General features: G+C 72.2%; 17 protein-coding genes, 1 tRNA gene and 1 pseudogene. 12 read left to right on the plus strand and 7 right to left on the minus strand.

The genetic code is table 11. The features are described 5' to 3' along the window. Positions 1–110: 110 nt before the first annotated feature. Positions 111–2822, minus strand: a complete 2712-nt coding sequence (gene polA / locus AB0E83_RS23015; protein ID WP_362114877.1) for a DNA polymerase I — start codon at positions 2820–2822, stop codon at positions 111–113. Positions 2823–2944: 122 nt separating this feature from the next. Here polA and AB0E83_RS23020 point away from each other — a divergent pair, with 122 nt between their 5' ends. From AB0E83_RS23020 to AB0E83_RS23060, 9 genes are all read left to right on the plus strand, one after another. Then, positions 2945–5233: an FdhF/YdeP family oxidoreductase gene (locus AB0E83_RS23020; RefSeq protein ID WP_362114880.1), complete on the plus strand. Its 2289-nt coding sequence runs from the start codon at positions 2945–2947 to the stop codon at positions 5231–5233. 64 nt (positions 5234–5297) lie between these two features. Then, positions 5298–5801 carry a hotdog fold thioesterase gene (locus AB0E83_RS23025; protein ID WP_362114883.1) on the plus strand — a complete coding sequence of 168 codons (504 nt, stop codon included), beginning with the start codon at positions 5298–5300 and terminating at the stop codon, positions 5799–5801. A gap of 187 nt (positions 5802–5988) precedes the next feature. Next, positions 5989–6873, plus strand: coding sequence for a trypsin-like serine protease (locus AB0E83_RS23030; protein ID WP_362114886.1), 885 nt, complete (start codon positions 5989–5991; stop codon positions 6871–6873). Positions 6874–6935: 62 nt separating this feature from the next. Next, a complete protein-coding gene (locus AB0E83_RS23035; RefSeq protein ID WP_362114889.1) occupies positions 6936–7295 on the plus strand; it encodes a hypothetical protein in 360 nt (119 codons plus the stop codon). A gap of 440 nt (positions 7296–7735) precedes the next feature. Next, a complete protein-coding gene (locus AB0E83_RS23040; protein ID WP_362114891.1) occupies positions 7736–8980 on the plus strand; it encodes a branched-chain amino acid ABC transporter substrate-binding protein in 1245 nt (414 codons plus the stop codon). Between the two features lie 110 nt (positions 8981–9090). Next, the gene (locus AB0E83_RS23045) at positions 9091–10023 is read left to right on the plus strand and encodes a branched-chain amino acid ABC transporter permease (protein WP_362114894.1); all 933 of its coding nucleotides are present in this window, start codon (positions 9091–9093) and stop codon (positions 10021–10023) included. 5 nt (positions 10024–10028) lie between these two features. Next, entirely contained in the window at positions 10029–11762 is a 1734-nt protein-coding gene (locus tag AB0E83_RS23050) for a branched-chain amino acid ABC transporter permease (protein ID WP_362114973.1), read from the plus strand. Between the two features lie 5 nt (positions 11763–11767). Beyond that, positions 11768–12844, plus strand: coding sequence for an ABC transporter ATP-binding protein (locus AB0E83_RS23055; RefSeq protein ID WP_362114976.1), 1077 nt, complete (start codon positions 11768–11770; stop codon positions 12842–12844). Further along, positions 12841–13557 carry an ABC transporter ATP-binding protein gene (locus AB0E83_RS23060; RefSeq protein ID WP_362114897.1) on the plus strand — a complete coding sequence of 239 codons (717 nt, stop codon included), beginning with the start codon at positions 12841–12843 and terminating at the stop codon, positions 13555–13557. Before AB0E83_RS23055 ends, AB0E83_RS23060 begins: the two co-directional genes overlap by 4 nt. A gap of 86 nt (positions 13558–13643) precedes the next feature. On the opposite strand, the gene AB0E83_RS23065 is transcribed toward AB0E83_RS23060, so the two are convergent. Further along, entirely contained in the window at positions 13644–14300 is a 657-nt protein-coding gene (locus tag AB0E83_RS23065; RefSeq protein WP_362114900.1) for a response regulator, read from the minus strand. Between the two features lie 99 nt (positions 14301–14399). Here AB0E83_RS23065 and AB0E83_RS23070 point away from each other — a divergent pair. Together AB0E83_RS23070 and AB0E83_RS23075 are read left to right on the plus strand one after the other, a co-directional pair. Continuing rightward, positions 14400–14472, plus strand: a tRNA-Leu gene (locus AB0E83_RS23070). 44 nt (positions 14473–14516) lie between these two features. Beyond that, positions 14517–14702, plus strand: a pseudogene (locus tag AB0E83_RS23075) (hypothetical protein); the annotation flags it as partial. A gap of 349 nt (positions 14703–15051) precedes the next feature. Here the strand turns inward: AB0E83_RS23075 and pyk are convergent. Both pyk and AB0E83_RS23085 read right to left on the minus strand, forming a co-directional pair. Beyond that, complete coding sequence (gene pyk, locus AB0E83_RS23080; RefSeq protein ID WP_362114903.1) at positions 15052–16479, minus strand: pyruvate kinase; 1428 nt, start codon at positions 16477–16479, stop codon at positions 15052–15054. Positions 16480–16626: 147 nt separating this feature from the next. Then, positions 16627–17343: an SIMPL domain-containing protein gene (locus tag AB0E83_RS23085; protein ID WP_362114906.1), complete on the minus strand. Its 717-nt coding sequence runs from the start codon at positions 17341–17343 to the stop codon at positions 16627–16629. Positions 17344–17455: 112 nt separating this feature from the next. On the opposite strand from AB0E83_RS23085, the gene AB0E83_RS23090 reads away from it, so the two are divergent. Further along, on the plus strand, positions 17456–19252 hold the full coding sequence (locus AB0E83_RS23090; RefSeq protein ID WP_362114909.1) for a 5'-nucleotidase C-terminal domain-containing protein: 1797 nt from the start codon (positions 17456–17458) through the stop codon (positions 19250–19252). 3 nt (positions 19253–19255) lie between these two features. Here the strand turns inward: AB0E83_RS23090 and AB0E83_RS23095 are convergent, their stop codons facing one another. The 3 genes from AB0E83_RS23095 to pepN form a co-directional block, all read right to left on the minus strand. Continuing rightward, positions 19256–20668, minus strand: a complete 1413-nt coding sequence (locus AB0E83_RS23095) for a SidA/IucD/PvdA family monooxygenase (RefSeq protein WP_362114911.1) — start codon at positions 20666–20668, stop codon at positions 19256–19258. Beyond that, entirely contained in the window at positions 20665–22041 is a 1377-nt protein-coding gene (locus tag AB0E83_RS23100) for an aminotransferase class V-fold PLP-dependent enzyme (protein WP_362114914.1), read from the minus strand. Before AB0E83_RS23100 ends, AB0E83_RS23095 begins: the two co-directional genes overlap by 4 nt. Before the next feature lie 122 nt (positions 22042–22163). Next, on the minus strand, positions 22164–24650 hold the full coding sequence (pepN, locus tag AB0E83_RS23105; RefSeq protein ID WP_362114917.1) for an aminopeptidase N: 2487 nt from the start codon (positions 24648–24650) through the stop codon (positions 22164–22166). Positions 24651–24693 lie beyond the last annotated feature (43 nt).

Below are 24693 nucleotides of genomic sequence, written 5' to 3' on the forward strand. Positions count from 1 at the left end.
CGGTTCCCCCCCCCCCGCCCTTCCGCGCGGGCACCCGGCCCGCCCGCCGGGGCCCGCGCCCCGGGCGGGGGCGCGGCCACCGGTGGTCCGGCGCGGGGCCGGTGCGCGGGTCAGTGCGCGGCCGAGTCCCAGTCCGGGCCGACGCCGACGGAGACGTCGAGCGGGGCGCGGAGGTCGGCGGCGGCGGACATCTGCTCGCGGACCAGGGCCTCGACCCGCTCGCGCTCGCCGGGGGCGATCTCCAGGACGATTTCGTCGTGGACCTGGAGGAGCATCCGGGAGGCGAGGCCGGCCTCGGTGAGGGCCCGGTCGACCTTGAGCATGGCGACCTTGACGATGTCGGCGGCGGTGCCCTGGATGGGGGCGTTGAGCGCCATCCGCTCGGCGGCCTCGCGGCGCTGGCGGTTGTCGCTGTTGAGGTCCGGCAGGTAGCGGCGGCGGCCGAGCATGGTCTCGGTGTAGCCGGTGGCGCGGGCCTCCTCGACGACCCGGTGCAGATAGTCCCGCACCCCGCCGAAGCGCTCGAAGTAGGTGTCCATCAGGACCCGGGCCTCGCCCGGGTCGATGCTCAGCTGCTGCGCGAGGCCGAAGGCGGAGAGGCCGTAGGCGAGGCCGTACGACATGGCCTTGATCTTGCGGCGCATCTCGGCGTCGACGGCGGACCGCTCGACGCCGAAGACCTGGGAGGCGACGGTGGTGTGCAGGTCCTCGCCGGAGGTGAAGGCCTCGATGAGGCCCTCGTCCTCGGAGAGGTGGGCCATGACGCGCAGCTCGATCTGGCTGTAGTCGGCGGTCATGAGGGACTCGAAGCCCTCGCCGACGACGAAGCCGTGCCGGATGGCGCGGCCCTCGTCCGTCCGCACCGGCACGTTCTGCAGGTTGGGGTCGGTGGAGGAGAGGCGGCCGGTGGCGGCGACGGTCTGGCTGAAGGTGGTGTGGATCCGGCCGTCGGCGGCGATCGTCTTGATCAGGCCCTCGACGGTGGAGCGGAGCCGGGCCTGCTCGCGGTGGCGGAGCATGATGACCGGCAGCTCGTGCTCGGTCTGGCCGGCCAGCCAGGCGAGCGCGTCGGCGTCGGTGGTGTAGCCGGTCTTGGTCTTCTTGGTCTTCGGGAGGTTGAGCTCGCCGAAGAAGACCTCCTGGAGCTGCTTGGGCGAGCCGAGGTTGAACTCGTGGCCGACGGAGGCGTGGGCCTCCTTGACGGCCTGCTGCACGGCCCCGGCGAACTGCTGCTCCATCGCCTCCAGGTGGTCGCGGTCGGCGGCGATGCCGTGCCGCTCCAGGCGGGCGAGGAGGACGGAGGTCGGCAGCTCCACGTCGTACAGCAGGTCGCGGGCGCCGACCTCGTCGAGCCGGGCCTCGAAGGCGGTGCCGAGGTCGAGGACGGCGCGGGCCTGGGTCATCAGGGCCTCGGCCTCGGCGTGGTCCTCGGCGCCGAAGGCGAGCTGGCCCTCGGTGGCGGCGGCGGGGGCCAGCTCGCGGCCGAGGTACTCCAGGGAGAGGGCGTCCAGGGCGAAGGAGCGGCGGCCCGGCTTGACCAGGTACGCGGCGAGCGCGGTGTCCATGGTGACGCCGGCGACGGTCCAGCCGTGCTCGGGGAAGACCCGCATCGCGCCCTTGGCGTTGTGCAGGACCTTGGGGCGGTCCGGGTCGGAGATCCAGGCGGCCCAGGCCCGCTCGTCGGCCTCGTCGAGCTCGCTGGGGTCGAACCAGGCGGCCTCGCCGCCGGCGCCGGCCAGGGCGATCTCGGAGACGCTGCCGGTGCCCAGCGCCCAGGCGTCGACGGTGGCGACGCCGAGGGGCTGCTCGCCGTGGGCGGCGAGCCAGGGGGCGAGCTCGCCGGAGCCGAGGACGGTGAAGTCCAGCTCGACGCCGGGGGCGGGGGCCGGCCCGGCCTCCTCGGCGGAGCCGGGGTCGACGGCGAGGAGCCGCTCGCGCAGCGAGGGGTTGCGGATCTCCAGGGTGTCGAGGACGAGGGCGACGGCCTTGCGGTCGTACGGCTCGCGGGCCAGCTCGGCGACGGTCCTCGGCAGCTCGACGTCCCGGACCATCTCGGTGAGGACGCGGTTGAGCTTGACGGACTCCAGGTGGTCCCGGAAGTTCTGTCCGGCCTTGCCCTTGACCTCGTCGGCGCGCTCGACCAGCTCGGCGAAGGAGCCGAACTGGTTGATCCACTTGGCGGCGGTCTTCTCGCCGACGCCGGGGATGCCCGGGAGGTTGTCGGACGGGTCGCCGCGCAGGGCCGCGAAGTCGGGGTACTGGGAGGGGGTGAGGCCGTACTTCTCCTGGACCTTCTCCGGGGTGAAGCGGGTCAGCTCGGAGACGCCCTTGGTGGGGTAGAGCACGGTGGTGTGCTCGGTGACCAGCTGGAAGGAGTCCCGGTCGCCGGTGACGATGAGGACCTCGAAGCCCTCGGCCTCGGCCTGGGTGGCGAGGGTGGCGATGATGTCGTCGGCCTCGAAGCCGTCCACGGCGAACCGCGGCGCGTTCATGGCGTCGAGGAGCTCGCCGATCAGCTCGACCTGGCCCTTGAACTCGTCGGGGGTCTTGGAGCGGTTCGCCTTGTACTCGGGGAACTCCTGCGAGCGCCAGGTCTTGCGGGACACGTCGAAGGCCACGGCGAAGTGCGTGGGCGCCTCGTCGCGCAGGGTGTTCGCCAGCATCGACGCGAAGCCGTAGATCGCGTTCGTCGGCTGCCCGGTCGCGGTGGTGAAGTTCTCCGCGGGCAGCGCGAAGAAGGCCCGGTAGGCGAGCGAGTGCCCGTCCATGAGGAGCAGGCGGGGGCGGGTGTCTGCGGTGTTCTTCGATGCTGTCTCGGCCACGGGACGATCCTGCCACGGCCCGCTGACAATCCCGTCCACACCGGTCGGGGTGCCGGGCTGTCGGCGGCGCGTGACAGGATCGGAGACGTACGCCGCAGGATGATCGCTCAAGGGAGAGCGCGATGGTCAGCAAGCCGCCGGCCGGTGACCCGGTCCAGGACGCGCCGCAGGTCACACCGCCGCAGCACGCCGCCGCGGGCCTGCCCGCCATCGGACACACCCTCCGGATCGCGCAGGAGCAGATGGGGGCCGTGCGCACGGCCCGGACGCTGCTCAGGGTCAACCAGAAGGACGGCTTCGACTGCCCCGGCTGCGCCTGGCCGGAGGGCGACAAGCGGCACCTGGCGGAGTTCTGCGAGAACGGGGCGAAGGCGGTCGCCGAGGAGGCGACGCTGCGCCGGGTGACGCCGGAGTTCTTCGCCGCGCACCCGGTGGCGGAGCTGGCGGAGCGGAGCGGCTACTGGCTGGGGCAGCAGGGCCGGATCACCCAGCCGGTGTACCTGCCGGAGGGCGCCGACCGCTACGAGCCGGTGACCTGGGAGCGGGCCTTCGCGATCATCGCGGAGGAGCTGACCGCGCTCTCCTCCCCCGACGAGGCGCTCTTCTACACCTCGGGCCGCACCAGCAACGAGGCCGCGTTCCTGCTCCAGCTCTTCGCGCGCGAGTTCGGCACCAACAACCTGCCGGACTGTTCGAACATGTGCCACGAGTCCTCGGGTTCGGCGTTGACCGAGACGATCGGCGTCGGCAAGGGCAGCGTCTCCCTGGAGGACCTGCACCGGGCGGACCTGATCATCGTGGCGGGGCAGAACCCGGGCACGAACCATCCGCGGATGCTGTCGGCGCTGGAGAAGGCGAAGGCGGCCGGGGCGCGGATCATCTCGGTGAACCCGCTGCCGGAGGCGGGCCTGGAGCGGTTCAAGAACCCGCAGACCCCCCAGGGCATGCTGAAGGGGGCGGCGCTGACCGACCTCTTCCTCCAGATCCGGATCGGCGGCGACCAGGCCCTCTTCCGGCTGCTCAACAAGCTGGTCCTGGAGACCCCCGGAGCGGTCGACGAGGAGTTCGTACGGGAGCACACCCACGGCTTCGAGGAGTTCGCGGCGGCGGCCGGGGAGGCGGACTGGGAGGAGACCCTCGCGGCGACGGGGCTGTCCCGCGCGGAGATCGAGCGGGCCCTGGAGATGGTGCTGGCCTCGGAGCGGACGATCGTCTGCTGGGCGATGGGCCTGACCCAGCACAAGCACTCCGTGCCGACCATCCGCGAGGTGGTCAACCTGCTGCTGCTGCGGGGGAACATCGGCCGGCCGGGCGCGGGCGTGTGTCCGGTGCGCGGGCATTCGAACGTGCAGGGCGACCGGACGATGGGCATCTTCGAGCGTCCGGCGCCGGCCTTCCTGGACGCGCTGGACAAGGAGTTCGGGATCGTCTCCCCGCGCCACCACGGCTTCGACGTGGTGCGGTCGATCCGGGCGCTGCGGGACGGCGAGGCGAAGGTCTTCTTCGCGATGGGCGGGAACTTCGTCGGCGCGACCCCGGACACCGAGGTCACCGAGGCGGCGATGCGCAACGCCCGGCTGACCGTGCACGTGTCGACCAAGCTGAACCGCTCGCACGCGGTGACCGGCCGGCGGGCGCTGATCCTGCCGACGCTGGGGCGCACCGACAAGGACGTGCAGAAGAGCGGCCGCCAGTTCGTGACGGTCGAGGACTCGATGGGCCTGGTGCACGCCTCGCGCGGCAACCTGCCGCCGGCGAGCCCGCACCTGCTCTCCGAGCCGGCGATCGTGGCGCGGATGGCGCGGGCGGTGCTGGGCGAGGGGTCGCGGACGCCGTGGGAGGCGTTCGAGGCGGACTACGCGGCGGTGCGGGACCGGATCGCGCGCGTGGTGCCCGGTTTCGAGGACTTCAACGCCCGGCTGGCGGCGAACCCGGGCGGGTTCGCGCTGCCGCACGCGCCCCGGGACGAGCGGCGCTTCCCGACGAAGACCGGCAAGGCCAACTTCACGGCGGCCCCGGTGGAGTACCCGAGGGTGCCGGAGGGCCGGCTGCTCCTCCAGACGCTCCGCTCGCACGACCAGTACAACACCACGATCTACGGTCTGGACGACCGCTACCGGGGGATCCGGGGCGGCCGCCGGGTGGTGCTCGTGCACCCGGCGGACGCGGCGGCGCTCGGCTTCGCGGACGGGGCGTACGCGGATCTGGTGAGCGAGTGGACGGACGGCAGCGAGCGGCGGGCGCCCGGTTTCCGGGTGGTGCACTATCCGACGGCCCGGGGGTGCGCGGCGGCGTACTACCCGGAGACGAACGTGCTGGTCCCGCTGGAGTCGACGGCGGACGTCAGCAACACCCCCGCGAGCAAGTCCGTGATCGTGCGTCTGGAAGAATCGCCGCAGCCGTCCGTCTAAGCGCTTGCTCAGTCAGCGGGCCGGGCGGGAGGATCAGCCGTACGACGACGAACGGAGCCGGTTCATGGGTGAGCAGCAGCACGTGAAGTTCCCGCAGGAGGTCATCGACGAGTACGCCGCGCTCGGCGTGGATCTGCCGGCGCTCTTCTCGGCGGGGCACCTGGGGAACCGGATGGGCGTGCAGATCGTGGAGGCGTCGGCCGAGCGGGTCGTCGGCACCATGCCGGTGGAGGGCAACACCCAGCCGTACGGGCTGCTGCACGGCGGCGCCTCGGCGGTGCTGGCGGAGACCCTGGGCTCGGTGGGCTCGATGCTGCACGGCGGGGTGTCGAGGATCGCGGTCGGCGTGGACCTGAACTGCACCCATCACCGCGGGGTGCGCAGCGGTCTGGTGACCGGCGTGGCGACCCCGGTGCACCGCGGCCGGTCCACCGCCACGTACGAGATCGTCATCAGCGACGAGCAGGGGCGCCGGGTCTGCTCGGCGCGTCTGACCTGCATGCTGCGGGAGATCGGGCCGAAGGACGCGGACGTCCTGCCGGAGGCGGGGCGGGCGGACGGCTCCTGAGGCCGGCGCCCGGAGGAGCGGTCCACGGCGGAGGGGCGGTGCGCGCGGCGCGCACCGCCCCTCCGCCGCACCCGGGCCGGCTCCCGCTCCTCCACGCCCTCTTGCCCCGTACGGGCGCAGCCGCTTCACTGGCGGACCTCCCCCCACAGGAGAACACCCGTTCCGCTCACACACCGAGGGGTTCTTCGTGACCGCCGTTCGCACCACCTCCGCGCTGACCGCCGTCACCGCCGCGGCCTGCGCCGCCGTGATCGCCACCGCGATCCCGTCCGCCGCGATCAACTCGTACCACGCGACCCCCGCCCCCGAGCGCACCGAGGTCGGGGCGCTCGTCGCGACCTGGGACGCCGACGGCGACCCCGCGACGCCCGACCGGGTCGACTGGGTCTGCTCGGGCACCATGATCGACGCGGACACCTTCCTCACGGCCGCGCACTGCACGACGGACTGGCCGGAGAACGTCCGCTTCTACGTCTCGCTCGACCAGGACGTCCAGGGCGGCCTGGACCGGGCGGCCGCCGAGCACCCCGGGGACCCGGCCGCCGCGGCACGGAGCGTCGCCGTCGAGGGCACCGCCCGCAACCACCCCGGCTACCCGGGCCCGGCCTCCGACACCCACGACATCTCGGTGGTCGAGCTGCCCGCGGAGGAGGTCGCGGCCCGCTGGTCCTTCACCCCGGCCGCGCTGCCGGAGGCGGGGGCCCTCGACGCGCTCGGCCCCCGGGGGCTGAACGACGCCTCCTTCGTCGTGGCGGGGTACGGCACGCAGGAGGCCCGGCGGGGCCCGGGCGGGCACACCCACCCCGGCGGCGGCGTCCGGATGAAGGCCCCGGTCACGTTCGAGGCGCTGAACCCGGCCTGGGTGCGGCTCGGCATGACCGCCCCGCAGGGCAACGGCGGTGCCTGTTACGGGGATTCGGGCGGGCCGAACTTCGCCACGCTGAACGGCCGGTTCACCCTGGTGGCCACCACGATCACCGGCGACACTCCCTGTTACGCCACCAACGTGACGTACCGGCTGGACTCCGCCGGCGCCCGCGACTTCCTCCGGCCCTTCGTCCAACTTCCGTGACGCCTCGGCGACTTCGCCCGGCCGGGGCCGCGCTCGCCGCGGTCCTGGCCGGGTGCGTCCCGGTGCTCGTCACCGGGTGCGGCGCGCCGGAGGAGCCCGCGCCCCGCGCCGGCACGCCCGTCGACGTCTGCGCGAGCCTGGTCTCGTACTGGGTGCGGGAGGCCCTGGAGGGCAGTTCGTGGGCGGGGCTCGACTGGGAGCAGAAGGGGCTCTCCAACGAGCAGTACGAGATCCACGACGAGGTGCTCCAGGAGGCCAGGGCCGAGGAGCGGCGCGCGGGGCGCGCGGCGGCCTCCGCCCTCGCGGACCGGGAGGCGCGGCGGCGGTGCGAGGCCGCGGACGGGGCGACGGGCAGCTCCGAGAACTGGCGCCCGCCCGGCGGGGCGACCGCTCCGGGCGACGGATCTCGGCCAGAGTCCTGATCACTCTGCGTCACCTTCCCGCCGGGTGGCGGCGCGGCGCTCCGGTCGCCCGATCCGTCCGCTGGCGAAAGAGCGGGTGTCCGTTATCCGGACGCCTCCTCAAGGGGCCGTCAGGAGCATGATCCGCTCAAGCCCCTTAGCGGAACTGCGGGTTCTCAGCATGTGAACACCGCCCCGCCGACCGCTGTGCCCGGGTTTGCCCATCCGTTGCACACGGCATCCGCCCGTCGGCATAACAAGACAGTCACATCCTGACCTCGGCGCTCCCCGCCGCTCCCCACCTGCGCCTAGAGTCACGGCCAGTCACCGCGCCGCCGGGCGCTTCCACTGCACGGCCCTGCTCGACCCAGTACGGCCCGGCATCGAAAACGGCACCTCTCGCTCCACAGCTTCACGGCACCGCCTCAGCTGAGGGGGCCGCGCCAGGGAAAGGATTCTTCGTGCGACACCGTTCACTCATCATCCTCACCAGTGTGCTCACCACCGGTGCGCTCACCCTCACCGCTTGCGGTTCGCGCGACGACAAGGGCGGCTCCGGCGGTGGCGGCGACAACGCCGGCGGCAACGTCACGGTCGTCATCGGTGTCGACGCCCCGCTGACCGGCTCCCTCTCCGCCCTCGGCCAGGGCATCAAGAACTCCGTGGACCTCGCGGTCAAGACCGCGAACAAGAACAACGAGGTCCCCGGCGTCACGTTCAAGATCGAGGCCCTGGACGACCAGGCCGTCCCCGCCTCCGGCCAGGCCAACGCCACCAAGCTCGTCGGCAACAAGGACGTCCTCGGCGTCGTCGGCCCGCTGAACTCCGGCGTCTCCCAGCAGATGCAGGGCGTCTTCGCCGCCGCCAACCTGGCCCAGGTCTCCCCGGCCAACACCAACCCGGCGCTCAGCCAGGGCGACAACTGGGGCAAGGGCGAGTACAAGCGCCCCTTCAAGACCTACTTCCGCACCGCCGCCACCGACGTGGTCCAGGGCAAGTTCGCCGCCCAGTACCTCTTCAAGGACGCCGGCAAGAAGAAGGTCTTCGTCGTCGACGACAAGCAGACCTACGGCGCCGGCCTCGCCGCGATCTTCTCCGAGGAGTTCAAGCGCCTCGGCGGCCAGGTCGTCGAGACCGACCACGTCACCGTGAAGGAGACCGACTTCTCCTCCACCGCCGACAAGGTCAAGGCCTCCGGCGCCGACTCCGTCTACTTCGGCGGCCAGTACCCCGAGGGCGGTCTGCTCTCCGACCAGATCAAGAAGACCGGCGCCAAGATCCCCGTCATGGGCGGCGACGGCATCTACGACCCGGCCTTCATCAGCGCCTCCGCCGAGGCCAACGACGGTGACCTGGCCACCTCGATCGGCTACCCGGTCGAGAAGCTCGACACCGCCAAGAAGTTCATCGAGGACTACAACGCGGGCGGCTACAAGGACCCGTACGCGGCCTACGGCGGCTACTCCTACGACGCCGGCTGGGCGCTCATCCAGGCCGTCAAGTCCGTCGTCCAGGCCAACGGCGGCAAGCTCCCGAGCGACGCCCGCGCCAAGGTCACCGAGGCCCTGGGCAAGGTCTCCTTCGACGGTGTGACCGGCAAGGTCTCCTTCGACGAGTACGGCGACACCACCAACAAGCAGCTCACGGTCTACAAGGTCGAGGGCGGCAAGTGGGTCGACGTCAAGAGCGACACCTTCAACCAGTAATCCCCCCAGGCGCCCGCGAGGGAGCCCGCTCCACCTGAACCGAGCCGCGCGAGGGCGCAAACAGCGCCCTCGCGCGGAGTCTTATCCGACAAGCTCATCGGAGGCCTGCGGTGAACGAACTGCCGCAACAGCTGGCCAACGGCCTGGCCCTCGGTGCCCTCTATGGCCTCATCGCCATCGGGTACACCATGGTCTACGGCATCGTCCAGCTCATCAACTTCGCCCACGGCGAGATCTTCATGATCGGGGGCTTCGGTGCCCTCACCACCTACACCGCTCTGCCGAGCGGAACGTCCCTGCTGGTGGCGATACCGCTCATGATCGTCGGTGGCGCGATAGCCTCCGTGGCCGTCGCCACCGCCGCCGAGCGGTTCGCCTACCGTCCGCTGCGCAGCGCGCCCCGGCTTGCGCCGCTGATCACCGCGATCGGCCTGTCCATCGCGCTCCAGCAGCTGGTGTGGCAGTTCTACCCGGACGCCAAGAAGGCCGTGAGCTTCCCCGAGTTCACCGGCGAGGCGTTCAAGATCACCGAGAGCCTCTCGATCCAGCGCGCCGACGCCTTCGTGCTCGCCCTCGCCCCGCTCTGCATGCTCGCCCTCGGCCTCTTCGTCTCCAAGAGCCGCAGCGGCCGCGCCATGCAGGCCACCGCGCAGGACCCGGACACCGCGAAGCTGATGGGCATCAACACCGACCGCATCATCGTCATGGCCTTCGCCATCGGTGCCGCGTTCGCCGCCGTCGCCGCCGTCGCGTACGGCGTCGACAAGGGCCAGATCAACTTCGAGATGGGCTTCATCCTCGGCCTCAAGGCCTTCACCGCGGCCGTCCTCGGCGGCATCGGCAACATCTACGGCGCCATGGTCGGCGGCGTGGTCCTCGGCATCGCCGAGTCCCTCTCGATCGCCTACATCGCGGACATCCCCGGCATGCAGCAGCTCGGCGGCGGTGCCTGGTCCAACGTGTGGGCCTTCGTCCTCCTCATCCTCGTCCTCCTCGTGCGGCCCCAGGGCCTGCTCGGCGAGCGCGTCGCGGACAGGGCGTGAGCACCATGACCGACACCCTCAGCAAGAACACCCCGGCCGCGCGCCCCGCCGCCCTGCTCTGGACGGTCGTCGGCGGCAGCGTCGCCACCGTCGCCAGCGCCTTCCTCGCCTGGACGTGGACGACCGCCTTCCCCGGCAACCTCACGCTCTACGGCTACCCCGCCCCGCTCCAGCTGCTCACCCTCGTCGGGGCCGTCCTCACCGGTCTGCACGCGCTCTCCGCGCTCGGCGTCAAGGGCCTCGGCTGGCTGACCCCGGCCGGCGCCCGCAAGGCGCTGTGGATCCTCGCCCTCGGCACCTTCGCCACCACCCTCTTCACCGCGCTCGCGATCATCGTGGAGCTGGGCGCCCTGGTGGACCTGGAGCCCGGCGCCGGCGTGGCCGTCGTCGCCTCCGCGATCCCGGCGGTCGCCGCGTACAGGATCCCGGACGACACCCGCAAGGCGGCCCCCGCCAAGCGGCTGTCCTCCTGGGCCGAGATCCTGATCGTCGTCGCGGTCTTCGCGCTCGGCCTGTACGTCGTCACCTTCGGCATCGACACCGAGGACTCCGAGCCGCAGCTGTTCATCGCGTACCTGATCCTCGTCGGCTTCGCCGCCGCCGCCCTGATCAAGTCCGGTCTCCTCGCCCGGCTCTCGGACCTCACCGCGCGCAACCGCCAGGTGACGGTCACCGCCGGTCTCGTCGCGGCGATCGCGTTCCCGTTCATCCAGCAGAGCGGCGACACGTACACGCTGATCGCGGTCAACATCCTGATCTTCGCGACCGTCGCCCTCGGCCTGAACATCGTCGTCGGCCTCGCCGGTCTGCTCGACCTCGGTTACGTCGCCTTCCTCGGCGTCGGCGCCTACACGGCGGCCCTGGTCTCCGGCGCCACCTCCTCCGCCTTCGGCGTCCAGTTCCCCTTCTGGGCGGCGGCGCTCACCGGCATGGCGGCCTCGCTGGTCTTCGGCGTGGTCATCGGCGCCCCGACGCTGCGGCTGCGCGGCGACTACCTCGCCATCGTCACCCTCGGCTTCGGCGAGATCTTCCGGATCGCCATGGGCAACCTCGACGGCACCTCGGGCCCGCAGATCACCAACGGCCCGAACGGCATCCCGAACATCCCGCAGCTGGAGTTCTTCGGCTACAACTTCGGCGAGGCGCACACCGTCCTCGGCGTCGAGCTCGGCGCGTACGCCAACTACTACCTGCTGATGATCCTGGTCATGGCCCTGGTGATCATCGTCTTCGCCCGCGCCGCCAACAGCCGCATCGGCCGTGCCTGGGTCGCCATCCGCGAGGACGAGACCGCCGCCACCGCCATGGGCATCAACGGCTTCCGGGTCAAGCTGATCGCCTTCGCGCTCGGCGCCGCGCTCGCCGGCCTCGCCGGCACCGTCCAGGCGCACGTCAACACGACGGTCGTCCCCGAGAACTACGTCTTCGCCGGCCCCGTGCCGCCGAACTCCGCGTTCCTCCTCGCGGCCGTCATCCTGGGCGGCATGGGCACCATCAGCGGTCCGATCCTGGGCTCCGCGCTGCTCTTCCTGATCCCGGCCAAGCTGCAGTTCCTCCAGGACTACCAGCTGCTCGGCTTCGGCATCGCGCTGATCCTCCTGATGCGCTTCCGCCCCGAGGGCCTCATCGCCAACAAGCGGGCGAAGCTGGAATTCCACGAGAACGACGAACAGGCCGACGTGCCGGAGCAGCGACTCCCCGACGAGTCGGGCGTCACCACGGCGAAGGCGGGGGCGTGAACGCCATGACGACCACCACCGAGCAGAACGCCACCGGCACCACCCTGGGCGCGCCGGTCCTGGAGGCCAGCGGGGTCACGATGCGCTTCGGCGGTCTGACCGCCGTCCGCGACGTCGACCTGACCGTCCGCGAGGGCGAGATCGTCGGTCTCATCGGACCCAACGGCGCCGGCAAGACGACCTTCTTCAACTGCCTGACGGGTCTGTACGTGCCGACCGAGGGCCGGGTCAGCTACAAGGGCACGGTCCTGCCGCCCAAGCCCCACCTGGTCACCCAGGCCGGCATCGCCCGTACCTTCCAGAACATCCGTCTCTTCTCCAACATGACGGTCCTGGAGAACGTCCTCGTCGGACGGCACACCCGGACCAAGGAGGGCCTGTGGTCCGCGCTCCTGCGCGGGCCCGGCTTCAAGAAGGCGGAGGCCGCCTCGCGCGAACGGGCCATGGAACTCCTGGAGTTCGTGGGCCTGGCGAACAAGGCGGAGCACCTCGCCCGGAACCTGCCGTACGGCGAGCAGCGCAAGCTGGAGATCGCCCGCGCGCTCGCCAGCGACCCCGGCCTGCTGCTGCTGGACGAGCCGACGGCCGGCATGAACCAGAGCGAGACCCGCACCACCGAGGAGCTGGTCTTCGCGATCCGCGACCGCGGCATCGCCGTCCTGGTCATCGAGCACGACATGAAGTTCATCTTCAAGCTGTGCGACCGGGTGGCCGTCCTCGTCCAGGGCGAGAAGCTCGTCGAGGGCACCTCCGAGGTCGTCCAGGGCGACGAGCGCGTCGTCGCCGCGTACCTCGGCACCCCCTTCGAGGGCGCCCCGGGCGCGGAGGAGGCCGCCGAGGTCGAGGCCGCCGAGGCCCACGCGGCCGAAGGGACCGCGGAGGCCGTGGAGGAGGCCGCCGAGGACGCGGCCGAAGCGGACGCCGACGAGACCGAGGGGGCCGCCGAGGAGGCGGGCGCCGAGGACGCGGCCGAGGCGGACGCCGAAGAGGCGGACGAGGAGTCCGATGCCTCCGACGACACCCCCGCCGACGCGGCCCCGGCCGCCGGCGCGGACAGCACCACCGAAGGAGACTCCAAGTGACCGCGCTTCTGGAGGTCGAGGACCTCAGGGTCGCCTACGGCAAGATCGAGGCCGTCAAGGGCATCTCCTTCTCCGTCGAGGCCGGCCAGGTCGTCGCCCTGATCGGCACCAACGGCGCCGGCAAGACCACGACGCTGCGCACCCTCTCCGGTCTGCTCAAGCCCACCGCGGGGAAGATCACCTTCGACGGCCAGGTGCTCAACGGCATCCCGGCCCACAAGGTGGTCTCCCTGGGCCTGGCGCACTCCCCCGAGGGACGGCACATCTTCCCCCGGCTCTCCATCGAGGAGAACCTCCAGCTGGGCGCCTTCCTGCGCAGCGACAAGGACGGCATCGCCCGGGACGTCCAGAAGGCCTACGACCTCTTCCCGATCCTGGGCGAGCGTCGCAAGCAGGCCGCGGGCACGCTCTCCGGCGGTGAGCAGCAGATGCTGGCGATGGGCCGGGCCCTGATGTCCCAGCCCAAGCTGCTGATGCTGGACGAGCCGTCCATGGGTCTGTCGCCGATCATGATGCAGAAGATCATGGAGACGATCGCGACCCTCAAGTCCGAGGGCATGACGATCCTGCTCATCGAGCAGAACGCGCAGGCCGCGCTCTCGCTCGCGGACTACGGGTACGTGCTGGAGGTGGGCAGCGTGAAGCTGTCCGGCACCGGCCAGGACCTGCTCGTCAACGACGACGTCCGCAAGACGTACCTCGGCGAGGAGTAGTTCCCGCCGGCACACGGCGGAAGGCCCGCCCCGCGCGATGCGGGGCGGGCCTTCCGCCGTGCGGGGGCCGTTGTGCCGGCGGGGTGCTACTGCCCCTTGGCGGCCTTCTTCTCCTCGGCGTCCTCGATGACGGCCTCGGCGACCTGCTGCATGGACATGCGGCGGTCCATGGAGGTCTTCTGGATCCAGCGGAAGGCGGCCGGCTCGCTCAGCCCGTACTGGGTCTGGAGGATCGACTTGGCGCGGTCGACCAGCTTGCGGGTCTCCAGGCGCTGGGTGAGGTCGGCGACCTCCTGCTCCAGGGCGCGCAGCTCGGCGAAGCGGGAGACGGCCATCTCGATGGCCGGCACGACGTCGCTCTTGCTGAAGGGCTTCACCAGGTAGGCCATCGCGCCGGCGTCCCGGGCCCGCTCGACGAGGTCGCGCTGGGAGAAGGCGGTGAGCATGAGGACCGGGGCGATGGACTCGCCGGCGATCTTCTCCGCGGCGGAGATGCCGTCGAGGACGGGCATCTTCACGTCCAGGATCACCAGGTCGGGGCGGTGCTCGCGGGCCAGCTCGACGGCGGTGGCGCCGTCGCCCGCCTCACCGACGACCGTGTAGCCCTCCTCCTCCAGCATCTCCTTGAGATCGAGGCGGATCAGGGCCTCGTCCTCGGCGATGACGACGCGGGTGGTCAGCGGCGGGACGTGGGACGCGTCGTCGACGGCGTCGGCGGGCTGAGGCGACTCGGGGGCGGTCACGGGGGCTCCTCGTTGCGGGGCAGCTACTGCTACATGAGCCTACCGAGGTCCTGTATGTTTGGACACGACAGGTTGCCAATGACCTTCGTTTCGAAGGAAGCCCCGGTAGCCCAGCGGAAGAGGCGATGGTCTCAAACACCATACAGCGTGGGTTCGAATCCCACCCGGGGCACTTTCCCTTTAATTCCAAGGAAGCCAGCCCGTCGAGGGTTCGTCATCCGCGGGCGTGAAGCCCGGTCGTCCAGCCCCCGAACCGGGAGTGATTCGGCCGCCCTCGGTCGCGCGTACGACGTCGAAGCGCGCAAGCAGGCGCTCGCTCTCGTCGCCCAGGGCCGAAGCCTCGGCTCCGTCGGCAAGCGGACCGGGATCTCCCGCGCCGCCCTCCGCAGTCGGCGGGCACGTCCCACACCTCGCTCCCGCCACCTCGCACTCGGACGATGTCCGGAAGCCGTTCGGTGACGCCCTCACCAGGTCCGGTGTCGAGGGGAGGACCACCGCCCGAGGCGCCGCCCCCCGCAACGTCCCCACCGCCCGCAAAGCGTCCGTCGCGCTCGTGGACACCCACGTGGGCCCCGGGTACCGACCTCGATGCGGCAGGCCGCCGGCCCGTGCGGTCCAGGGTGGGAGAGCGCCCGTCAAGGGCTCCGGACTCGCGGCTTCCGGGCCGTGCGGAAACACGGAGAACCCCGCCGGCAGGAGGCTGGTGGCGGGGTTCTTTCGGGTACACCGTCTCGGGCGCGGGGCCCGCGGCTCAGGAGAGCGGGTCTCCGATGTGGTGCACGCGGACCAGGTTCGTCGAGCCCGAGACGCCGGGCGGGGAACCGGCCGTGATCACCACGACGTCGCCCTTCCGGCAGCGTCCGATGCGCAGCAGCTCCTCGTCGACCTGGGCGACCATCGCGTCCGTGGAGTCCACGTGCGGGCCGAGGAAGGTCTCCACGCCCCAGGTCAGGTTGAGCTGCGAGCGGGTGGCCGGGTCCGGCGTGAAGGCCAGCAGCGGGATCGGCGAGCGGTAGCGGGAGAGCCGCCGCACGGTGTCGCCGGACTGGGTGAAGGCGACCAGGAACTTCGCCCCCAGGAAGTCGCCCATCTCGGCCGCCGCGCGGGCCACGGCGCCGCCCTGGGTGCGCGGCTTGTTCCGCTCGGTCAGCGGCGGCAGGCCCTTGGCGAGGACGTCCTCCTCGGCGGCCTCGACGATCCGGCTCATGGTGCGGACCGTCTCGATCGGGAAGCGGCCGACGCTGGTCTCGCCGGAGAGCATCACGGCGTCGGTGCCGTCGATGACCGCGTTGGCCACGTCGGACGCCTCGGCGCGGGTGGGCCGGGAGCTGTCGATCATCGAGTCGAGCATCTGGGTGGCGACGATGACCGGCTTGGCGTTCCGCTTGGCGAGCTTGACCGCGCGCTTCTGCACGATCGGCACCTGCTCCAGCGGCATCTCGACGCCGAGGTCGCCGCGGGCGACCATGATGCCGTCGAAGGCCGCGACGATCTCCTCGATGTTCTCGACCGCCTGCGGCTTCTCGATCTTGGCGATGACCGGGAGGCGGCGGCCCTCCTCGTCCATGATCCGGTGGACGTCCTCGATGTCCCGGGCGGAGCGGACGAAGGAGAGGGCGATGACGTCGGCGCCGGTGCGCAGCGCCCAGCGGAGGTCCTCGACGTCCTTCTCGGAGAGGGCGGGGACGGAGACGGCGACGCCCGGCAGGTTGAGCCCCTTGTGGTCGGAGACCATGCCGCCCTCGACGACCCGGGTGACCACCCGGGGCCCGTCGACGGAGGTGACCTCCAGGGTGACCCGGCCGTCGTCGACGAGGATCCGTTCACCGGCGGTGACGTCCGAGGCGAGACCGGCGTAGGTGGTGCCGCAGCGGTGGCGGTCGCCCTCCATCGGCTCGACGGTGATGGTGAACTCGTCGCCGCGTTCAAGGAGTACCGGCCCCTCGCGGAAGCGGCCGAGCCGGATCTTCGGGCCTTGAAGGTCGGCGAGCACCCCGACGCTGCGGCCGGTCTCGTCGGCCGCCTTGCGGACCCGCAGGTAACGCTCCTCGTGCTCGGCGTAGGTGCCGTGGCTGAGGTTGAGGCGGGCCACGTCCATGCCGGCTTCGATCAACGCCTTGATCTGGTCGTATGTTTCGGTGGCGGGCCCAAGGGTACAAACGATTTTCGCTCGGCGCATGAGGCGAGCCTAGGGCCTTACCCATCAGTAGCCGGTGGGTCCGGCATGACTACTCAACAACCTTTCCGTGAAACGTTGTTGACAAGTCTTGAATCTGTGCGCCGGCGCGCTCCGATGAGCGTTTTCCACGCCCCGGAGCCCCTCGTCTCAGAGTGCGGGCGGCAGCATCGTGAACCGCGCGACGACCTCGGCGGTCACCGTCCGGCGCCGCGGTTCGATGTCGAGCGAGGGGGCCGCGCCCGGCTCCTCCGCCGCGTACCCGACCGCCATCGGGTGGAAGCCGCCGTCCCGCGGCGCGCCCGGCTCCGGCAGCCCGGCGTCCGACAGTTCGAGGAGTGAGCCCAGCGAGGTGCCCAGCGCCTCCGCGTAGGACCGCGCCCGGCGCACCGCCTCCGCCACCGCGAGCCGGCGGACCTCCGCGTACGCCTCCGAGTCCGGGCGCAGCTCCCACCACGGCCCGTCCACCTCCGTCTGCTCCCGGTCCGCGAGCGCGGGCACCAGTTCACCGAGGACCGTGAAGTCGGTCAGCTCGACGACGATCCGCACGTGCCCCCGGTAGGCCCGCACCCGCTCGCCCCGCTGCCGGCGGGACTGCTCCGGGGCGATCGAGAAGCCGCCGGTCTCCAGCTTCCCCACCGCCGCCCCGCGCGCCCTGATCAGGTCGAGCACCTCGGCGTTGCGGCGGGTGAGGTCGGCGAGCACGGCGGCGCGGTCGGTGCCCCGGGCGGAGACGGCGAGCCGGAACCGGACCAGTTCGGGCTCGACCTCCAGCCGGCCCTCGCCGCGGACCGTCACCTGCGGCGCCTGGGGGGTGGGGTGGGCGTGCGTCACGGCGGACTCCTCCGGGCCGGGGATCGGTGGCATACGAACACTTTCCCACTCCGTAACCCGAAAGGGCTGTTGCGGCAGAGGCGTCTGAGCCAGAATCTACGCGCGTTGTGCACCTGAGACAGCGCCGTCGAACAAGGAGAAACACATGCCGCTGAACCGCCGGACCTTCCTGGAGAGCTCCGCCGCCATCGGAGCCGGGGCCGCCCTCACCGCCGGGGTCGCCGCCCCCGCCGAGGCCCGGGAGTCCCGCCCCCGGCCGGCCAAGCGGTACTCCTTCACCGTCATGGGCACCACCGACCTGCACGGCAACGTCTTCAACTGGGACTACTTCACGGACAAGGAGTTCGACGACAAGGCCCACAACGACGTCGGCCTCGCCAAGATCTCCACCCTGGTGAACCGGGTCCGCGAGGCCAAGGGCCGCGGCAAGACCCTCCTCATCGACGCCGGCGACACCATCCAGGGCACCCAGCTCTCGTACTACTACGCCAAGGTCGACCCGATCACGCAGGACGGCGGTCCCGTCCACCCCATGGCGCAGGCCATGAACGCCATCGGCTACGACGCCGCCGCACTCGGCAACCACGAGTTCAACTACGGCATCCCGGTGCTGCGGAAGTTCGAGGAGCAGTGCGACTTCCCGCTGCTCGGCGCCAACGCGCTCGACGCGAAGACGCTGCGCCCGGCCTTCCCGCCGTACAGCCTCCACCGGCTGCGCACCCCGCACGGCAAGGACGTCAAGGTCGCCGTGCTCGGCCTGACCAACCCCGGCATCGCCATCTGGGACAAGGCCAACGTCAGCGGCCGGATGGTCTTCCCCGGCCTGGAGGAGCAGGCCGCGACGTGGGTGCCGAAGCTGCGCTCGATGGGCGCCGACGTCGTCGTCGTCTCCGCCCACTCCGGCTCCAGCGGCACCTCCTCGTACGGCGACCAGCTCCCGCACGTCGAGAACGCGGCCGGCCTCGTCGCCGAGCAGGTCCCCGGCATCGACGCGATCCTCGTCGGCCACGCCCACACCGAGATCCCCGAGTACCGGATCGCCAACAAGGAGACCGGCAAGGAGGTCGTCCTCTCCGAGCCGCTGAAGTGGGGCCAGCGCCTCACCCTCTTCGACTTCGACCTGGTGTGGGAGAAGGGCCGCTGGACGGTGGAGAAGGTCGCCGCCCAAGTCCTCAACTCCAACACCGTCGAGGAGGACCCGGAGATCACCGGCCTGCTCGCCGACGAGCACAAGAAGGTCGTGGCCTACGTCAACACCGTCATCGGCACCTCCACCGCCGCCATGACCACGGCCGACGCGCCGTGGAAGGACGAGCCGATCATCGACCTGATCAACGTCGTCCAGGCCGAGACGGTCAAGGCGGCCCTGGCCGGCGGCGCGTACGCCTCCCTGCCGGTGCTCTCGCAGGCCTCCTGCTTCTCCCGCACGGCCCGCATCCCGGCCGGCGAGATCACCATCAAGGACGCCGCCGGGCTCTACCCCTTCGAGAACACCCTGGAGGCCCGCCTGATGACGGGCGCCCAGCTGAAGGAGTACCTGGAGTACTCGGCGAAGTACTACGTCCGGACCCCGGCGGGCGCCCCCGTCGACACCGCGAAGCTCACCAACGCGGAGAACACCCCGGACTACAACTACGACGCCGTCTCCGGGCTCACGTACGAGATCGACATCGCCAAGCCGGTCGGACAGCGGATCACCGGCCTGTCCTTCGAGGGCGAGCCGCTCGACCCGGCCGCGAAGTTCGTCCTCGCCGTCAACAACTACCGCGCCAGCGGCGGCGGCGCCTTCCCGCACGTCGCCAGGGCCGAGCAGCTGTGGGCGAACTCGGACGAGATCCGCAACACGATCATCCAGTGGGTGCGGGCCAGGGGAACGGTCGACCCGGGGCAGTTCGCGTCCGTGGACTGGAAGCTGACCCGGGACGGCGTGCCCGTCTTCTAGCCGTCAGCTCTGCACGAGGGGCGTCAGCCTCCGGTCCTGCGCCGGGATGCCCGACGCCCCTCGCGCGTCCAGTCCGAAGCTGGTGAAGGCGGTCCGGCGCGGCAGCGGGTACGGCTCCTTGCCGGTGACCGCGTTGAGGATGACCGCGCTGCGCCAGGCCGCCAGGCCCAGGTCGGGGGCGCCGACGCCGTGGGTGTGGCGCTCCGCGTTCTGCACGTAGACCGAGCCGGTCACCGAGGGGTCGAGCACCATCCGGTACCGCTCGTCGATCCGCGCCCGGCCCGCCGCGTCGTGCCGCAGGTACGGGTCGAGGCCGGCCAGCATCCGGTCGACCGGGCGCTCCCGGTAGCCGGTGGCGAGGACGACGGCGTCGGTGGTGAGCCGGGAGCGGGTCCCCTGCTGGACGTGCTCCAGGTGCAGCTCGACCTGGGTGGTGGCGACCCGGCCCGCCGTGCGGACCCGCACCCCGGGGGTGAGGACGGCGTCCGGCCAGCCGCCGTGCAGGGTGCGGCGGTAGAGCTCGTCGTGGATCGCGGCGATGGTCTCCGCGTCGATGCCCTTGTGCAACTGCCACTGGCGGGGCAGCAGTTCGCCCCGGACCGGCTCCGGCAGGCCGTGGAAGTAGCGGGTGTAGTCGGGGGTGAAGTGCTCCAGGCCCAGCTTCGAGTACTCCATCGGCGCGAAGGCCTCGGTGCGGGAGAGCCAGCTGATCCGCTCGGCGCCGGCCGGGCGGGCCCGCAGCAGGTCGAGGAAGACCTCGGCGCCGGACTGGCCGGAGCCGATGACGGTGACGTGCCCGGCGGCGACCAGCGACTCCCGGTGGGCCAGGTAGTCGGCGGAGTGGATCACCGGCACGCCGGGGGCGTCGGCGAGCGGGCGCAGCGGCTCGGGGACGTACGGCTCGGTGCCGACGCCCAGGACCACGTTGCGGGTGTAGGCGCGGCCGAGGGCGGCGGCCTCGCCGTCCTGGTCGAGCTGGGTGAAGTCGACCTCGAAGAGCCTGCGCTCGGGGTTCCAGCGGACCGAGTCGACCTGGTGGCCGAAGTGGAGGCCGGGCAGCCGCTCGCTGACCCAGCGGCAGTAGGCGTCGTACTCGGCCCGCTGGATGTGGAACTTCTCCGCGAAGTAGAAGGGGAAGAGGCGCTCGCGGCCCTTCAGGTAGTTGAGGAAGGACCAGGGGCTGGCCGGGTCGGCGAGGGTCACCAGGTCGGCGAGGAACGGCACCTGGAGGGTGGCGCCCTCGATGAGGAGGCCCGGGTGCCAGTGGAAGGCGGGCCGCTGCTCGAAGAAGGTGGCGGCGAGCCCGCCGGGGACGCCGTCGGCGAGGGCGGCGAGCGAGAGGTTGAACGGGCCGATGCCGACGCCGACCAGATCGTGCGGGCGGTCGAGGTCCTGCTGGGGGGTGCTGCCGGTCATCGGTCGGTGCCGCCTTCCACGAGGGTGATGAGCTGGGCCAGGTCGTCGGGGGTGGTGTGGGGGTTGAGCAGGGTGGCCTTGAGCCAGAGCCGGCCGTCGGCCTCGGCGCGGCCGAGGACGGCCCGCCCCTCGGCGAGGAGCCGGCGGCGGATCGCGGCCACGGCCGCGTCCTCGGCGCCGGCGGGGCGGAAGAGGACGGTGGTCAGGACGGGCCGGGCCCGCAGTTCGAGCTCCGGGGCCTTCTCCACCAGGTCGGCCAGGTCCCGGGCGCGCTCCATGCAGAGGTCGACCAGGGCGCCGAGTCCGGAGCGGCCGAGCGCGCGCAGGGTGACGGCGGCCTTGAGGACGTCGGGGCGGCGGGTGGTGCGCAGGGAGCGGCCGAGGAGGTCGGGGAGGCCGGCCTCGGTGTCGTCGCCGGCGTTGAGGTAGTCGGCGGTGTGGGCGAGGGCGGCGAGGTCGCCGGCCTCGCGGACGGCGAGGAGCCCGGCGGCGACCGGCTGCCAGCCGAGCTTGTGCAGGTCGAGGGTGACGGTACGGGCCCGGTCCAGGCCCTCCAGGAGGGGGCGGTGGGCGCGGCTGAGGAGGAGCGGGCCGCCGTAGGCCGCGTCCACGTGGAGCTCGGCGCCGTGGGCCGCGCAGGCGTCGGCGAGGGCCGGCAGCGGGTCGATCAGGCCCTCGTCGGTGGTGCCGGCGGTGGCGGCGAGGAGGACGGGCCCCTCCCGCTCGGCGAGGGTCCGGGCCACGGCTTCGGGGTCGAGGACGCCCCGGGGGGTGGGGAGGACGACCGGTTCGGGGAGGCCGAGGAGCCAGGCGGCGCGGCGGAAGGAGTGGTGGGCGGCCGCCCCGGTGACGGTGGTGAGGCCGGGGCCGTGCCGCTCCCGGGCGAGGAGCAGGGCCAGCTGGTTGGACTCGGTGCCGCCGGTGGTGACGAGCGCGTCGGGACGGTCGGCGGCCGGGAAGACCTCGGCGGCGAGCGCGGCGGTGACCTCCGCCTCCAGGGCGGAGGCGGCCGGCGCCTGGTCCCAGGAGTCCAGGGACGGGTTGAGCGCGGCGGCCGCCAGGTCGGCGGCGGCGGCGACGGCGAGCGGCGGGGTGTGCAGATGGGCGGCGCACAGCGGGTGCGCGGGGTCGGCCGCGCCCGCGGCGAGCAGGTGCACCAGGGTGCGCAGGGCCTCGTCCTGGCCGGTGCCGGTCTCGGGGAGGACGGCTCCGAGGGCGTCCCGCACCCGTGCGGTGACGGCCCGCGGTCCGCCGGCCGGCAGCGGGCCGCCGCGTTCCTCGGCGCCGGCGCGCAGGGCGTCCAGGGCGATGCCGAGGAGACGGCTGAGGGGGGTGGGCTGGGCGGCGAGGGGTGGCGGGGGTGCGGCACGCATGGACGACAGCGTGCCGGGGGCGGCCGGGGTCTGTCCGGCGAGCCCGGCCACGTGACCCGAACGGGGGACGGGACGGTCGCGGCGGGGCCGGCGCGGTGGACGCGCCGGGCCCCGCCGGGGGCTCAGGCCCCGCGGACGCGGAGGGCGCGCGCGAGGTCGTCGAGCTGGTCGGCGAGCTTGCGGTGGAGGGCCGGGATCATGGTGCCGTCGGCGAGGCGGCGCTCGCCGACGGCGAGGGAGTCCGCGTCGACCGCGTACGCCGGGAAGGCGTGGCGTCCGGCGGCCTCGGCCATGGCGGGGCCCCGGCGGTCGCCGAGGGCGATGGCCGCGTCGTAGAAGCGGCCCACGTACTCCCGCACCAGCTCGGCCTGTTCGGGCTGCCAGAAGCCGAGGGCGGTGGCGGTGAAGAGGTAGTTCGACAGGTCGTCGGAGTCGAACATGGCCGCCCAGGCCGCCGCCTTGGCCGCCGGGTCGGGGAGCGAGGCGCGGCAGCGGGCCGCGCCCTCCTGGCCGGTGGCGCTGGGGTCGCGCGCCAGCTCGGCGGCGATGGCGGTCTCGTCGGTGGCGCCGAGGACGGCGAGCCGGGCGAGGATCCGCCAGCGCAGCTCCGGGTCGAGCTCGGGGCCGCCGTGGACGGTGCCCTCGTCGAGCCAGGAGGCGATCTGGTCGGGGGTGGTGGCGCTGTCGACGAGGGTGCGGACGGCGGTGAGGCGCAGGCCGGGCTCTTCGCCGTCCTCGGTGCGGCGGAGCAGGGCGCGGGCGATCTCGCGGAGGGTCGCGAGGGCGGCCGGGCGCCGCTCCTCGGTGACGTACCGGTCGGCGATCTGCTGCCGGGCGAAGGCCAGGACGCCCTGGACGATGCCGAGGTCGGACTCGTCGGGGAGGTGGGCGAGGGCCGTCTCCAGGTAGGCGGCGGGCTCCAGCTCGCCGTCGCGGACCATGTCCCGCAGGGCGTTCCAGACGACCGCGCGGGCGAGCGGGTCGGGGATGCGGGAGAGGCCGCGCAGGGCGGACTCCTCGGAGACCTCGTCGAAGCGGAGCTTGGCGTAGGTGAGGTCGCCGTCGTTGAGGACGACGAGGTCGGGGCGGGGGCCGGAGAGCCGGAGGGGCTCGCTCTGCGGCACGTCGAGGGCGATCCGCTCGCGCAGGGCGAGTTCGCCGTCGGGGCGGCGGTCGTAGAGGCCGGCCTCGACGCGGTGGGGGCGGTCGCCCGCGTGCTCGACGGCGAGCTCCCAGCGGTTGCCCTCGCCGGTGAGGCGGGGGGTGAGGGTGTCGACGCCGGTGGTGCGCAGCCACCGCTCGGCCCAGGCGTGGACGTCGCGGTCGGTGGCGGCGGCGAGGTTGTCGATGAAGTCGGCGAGGGTGGCGTTGCCGAACTTGTGCCGCTTGAAGTGGATGTTGATGCCGGCGAGGAAGTCGGCCTCGCCGAGCCAGGCGACGAGCTGGCGCAGGGCGGAGGCGCCCTTGGCGTAGGAGATGCCGTCGAAGTTGAGGAGGGCGGAGGCGGTGTCGGGGACGGCCTCGGGGTCCGGGGCGACGGGGTGGGTGGAGGGCCGCTGGTCGGCGTCGTACCCCCAGGCCTTGCGGCTGACGCCGAAGTCGATCCAGGTGTCGGCGAAGAGGTCGGAGCAGGCCTCGTTGACGGTCTGGTAGCCCATGTACTCGGCGAAGGACTCGTTCAGCCAGATGTCGTCCCACCAGCGGAGGGTGACGAGGTCGCCGAACCACATGTGGGCCATCTCGTGGGCGATGACCATGGCGCGGGTCATCCGCTCGGTGGCGGTGACGGCGGAGCGGAAGACGAACTCGTCGCGGAAGGTGACGAGGCCGGGGTTCTCCATGGCGCCGGCGTTGAACTCGGGGACGAACGCCTGGTCGTAGGAGTCGAAGGGGTAGGGCTCGTCGAACTTCTCGTGGAAGCGGTCGAAGCACGCCTTGGTGACGGCGATGATCTCGTCGGCGTCGGCGTCGAGGTGGGGGGCGAGGGAGCGGCGGCAGTGGATGCCGAAGGGCAGTCCGGCGTGCTCGGTGCGGATCGAGTGCCAGGGTCCCGCGGCGACGCAGACGAGGTAGGTGGAGAGCGGCTGGGTGGGGGCGGCCTTCCAGCGGCCGTCGTCCTGTCGCTCGGTGACGGTGTTGGAGAGGACGGTCCAGCCCTCGGGGGCGGTGACGGTCAGCTCGAAGACGGCCTTCAGGTCGGGCTGGTCGAAGGCGGCGAAGACGCGCTGGACGTCCTCCATGAAGAGCTGGGTGTAGACGTAGGACGCGCCGTCGGTGGGGTCGAGGAAGCGGTGCATGCCCTCGCCGGTGTGCGAGTAGCGCATGGTGGCGGTGAGGCGGAGCTCGTGCTCGCCCTCGGTGAGGCGCAGCGGGAGCCGGTTCCCGGCGAGGTCCGCCGGGTCGAGGGGGGTGCCGTCGAGGACGGCGGAGTGCAGGGTGTCCGGCTTGACTTCGACGAAGGTGTCCCCGGCGGCGCGGGCGGTGAACCGGATCAGGGTGGTGGACCCGAAGGTCTCGTCGCCGGTGGTGAGGTCGAGGTCCACGGTGTAGTGGTGGACGTCGAGCAACTGGGCACGGGTCTGCGCTTCGTCGCGCGTCAGTACGGACATGGGCCCCATGCTGCCTGATGGCCTGGCGTGACGGTACGGGGGT

Source organism: Streptomyces sp. NPDC035033, assembly GCF_040636735.1.
Taxonomy (GTDB): domain Bacteria; phylum Actinomycetota; class Actinomycetes; order Streptomycetales; family Streptomycetaceae; genus Streptomyces.

Coding starts and splice junctions, on each gene's coding strand:
- AB0E83_RS23055 (WP_362114976.1), top strand. CDS start 11,768: ATGACGACCACCACCGAGCAGAACGCCACCGGCACCACCCTGGGCGCG.
- pyk (WP_362114903.1), bottom strand. CDS start 16,479: ATGCGCCGAGCGAAAATCGTTTGTACCCTTGGGCCCGCCACCGAAACA.
- AB0E83_RS23090 (WP_362114909.1), top strand. CDS start 17,456: ATGCCGCTGAACCGCCGGACCTTCCTGGAGAGCTCCGCCGCCATCGGA.
- AB0E83_RS23085 (WP_362114906.1), bottom strand. CDS start 17,343: ATGCCACCGATCCCCGGCCCGGAGGAGTCCGCCGTGACGCACGCCCAC.
- AB0E83_RS23025 (WP_362114883.1), top strand. CDS start 5,298: ATGGGTGAGCAGCAGCACGTGAAGTTCCCGCAGGAGGTCATCGACGAG.
- AB0E83_RS23095 (WP_362114911.1), bottom strand. CDS start 20,668: ATGACCGGCAGCACCCCCCAGCAGGACCTCGACCGCCCGCACGATCTG.
- AB0E83_RS23020 (WP_362114880.1), top strand. CDS start 2,945: ATGGTCAGCAAGCCGCCGGCCGGTGACCCGGTCCAGGACGCGCCGCAG.
- AB0E83_RS23050 (WP_362114973.1), top strand. CDS start 10,029: ATGACCGACACCCTCAGCAAGAACACCCCGGCCGCGCGCCCCGCCGCC.
- AB0E83_RS23100 (WP_362114914.1), bottom strand. CDS start 22,041: ATGCGTGCCGCACCCCCGCCACCCCTCGCCGCCCAGCCCACCCCCCTC.
- pepN (WP_362114917.1), bottom strand. CDS start 24,650: ATGTCCGTACTGACGCGCGACGAAGCGCAGACCCGTGCCCAGTTGCTC.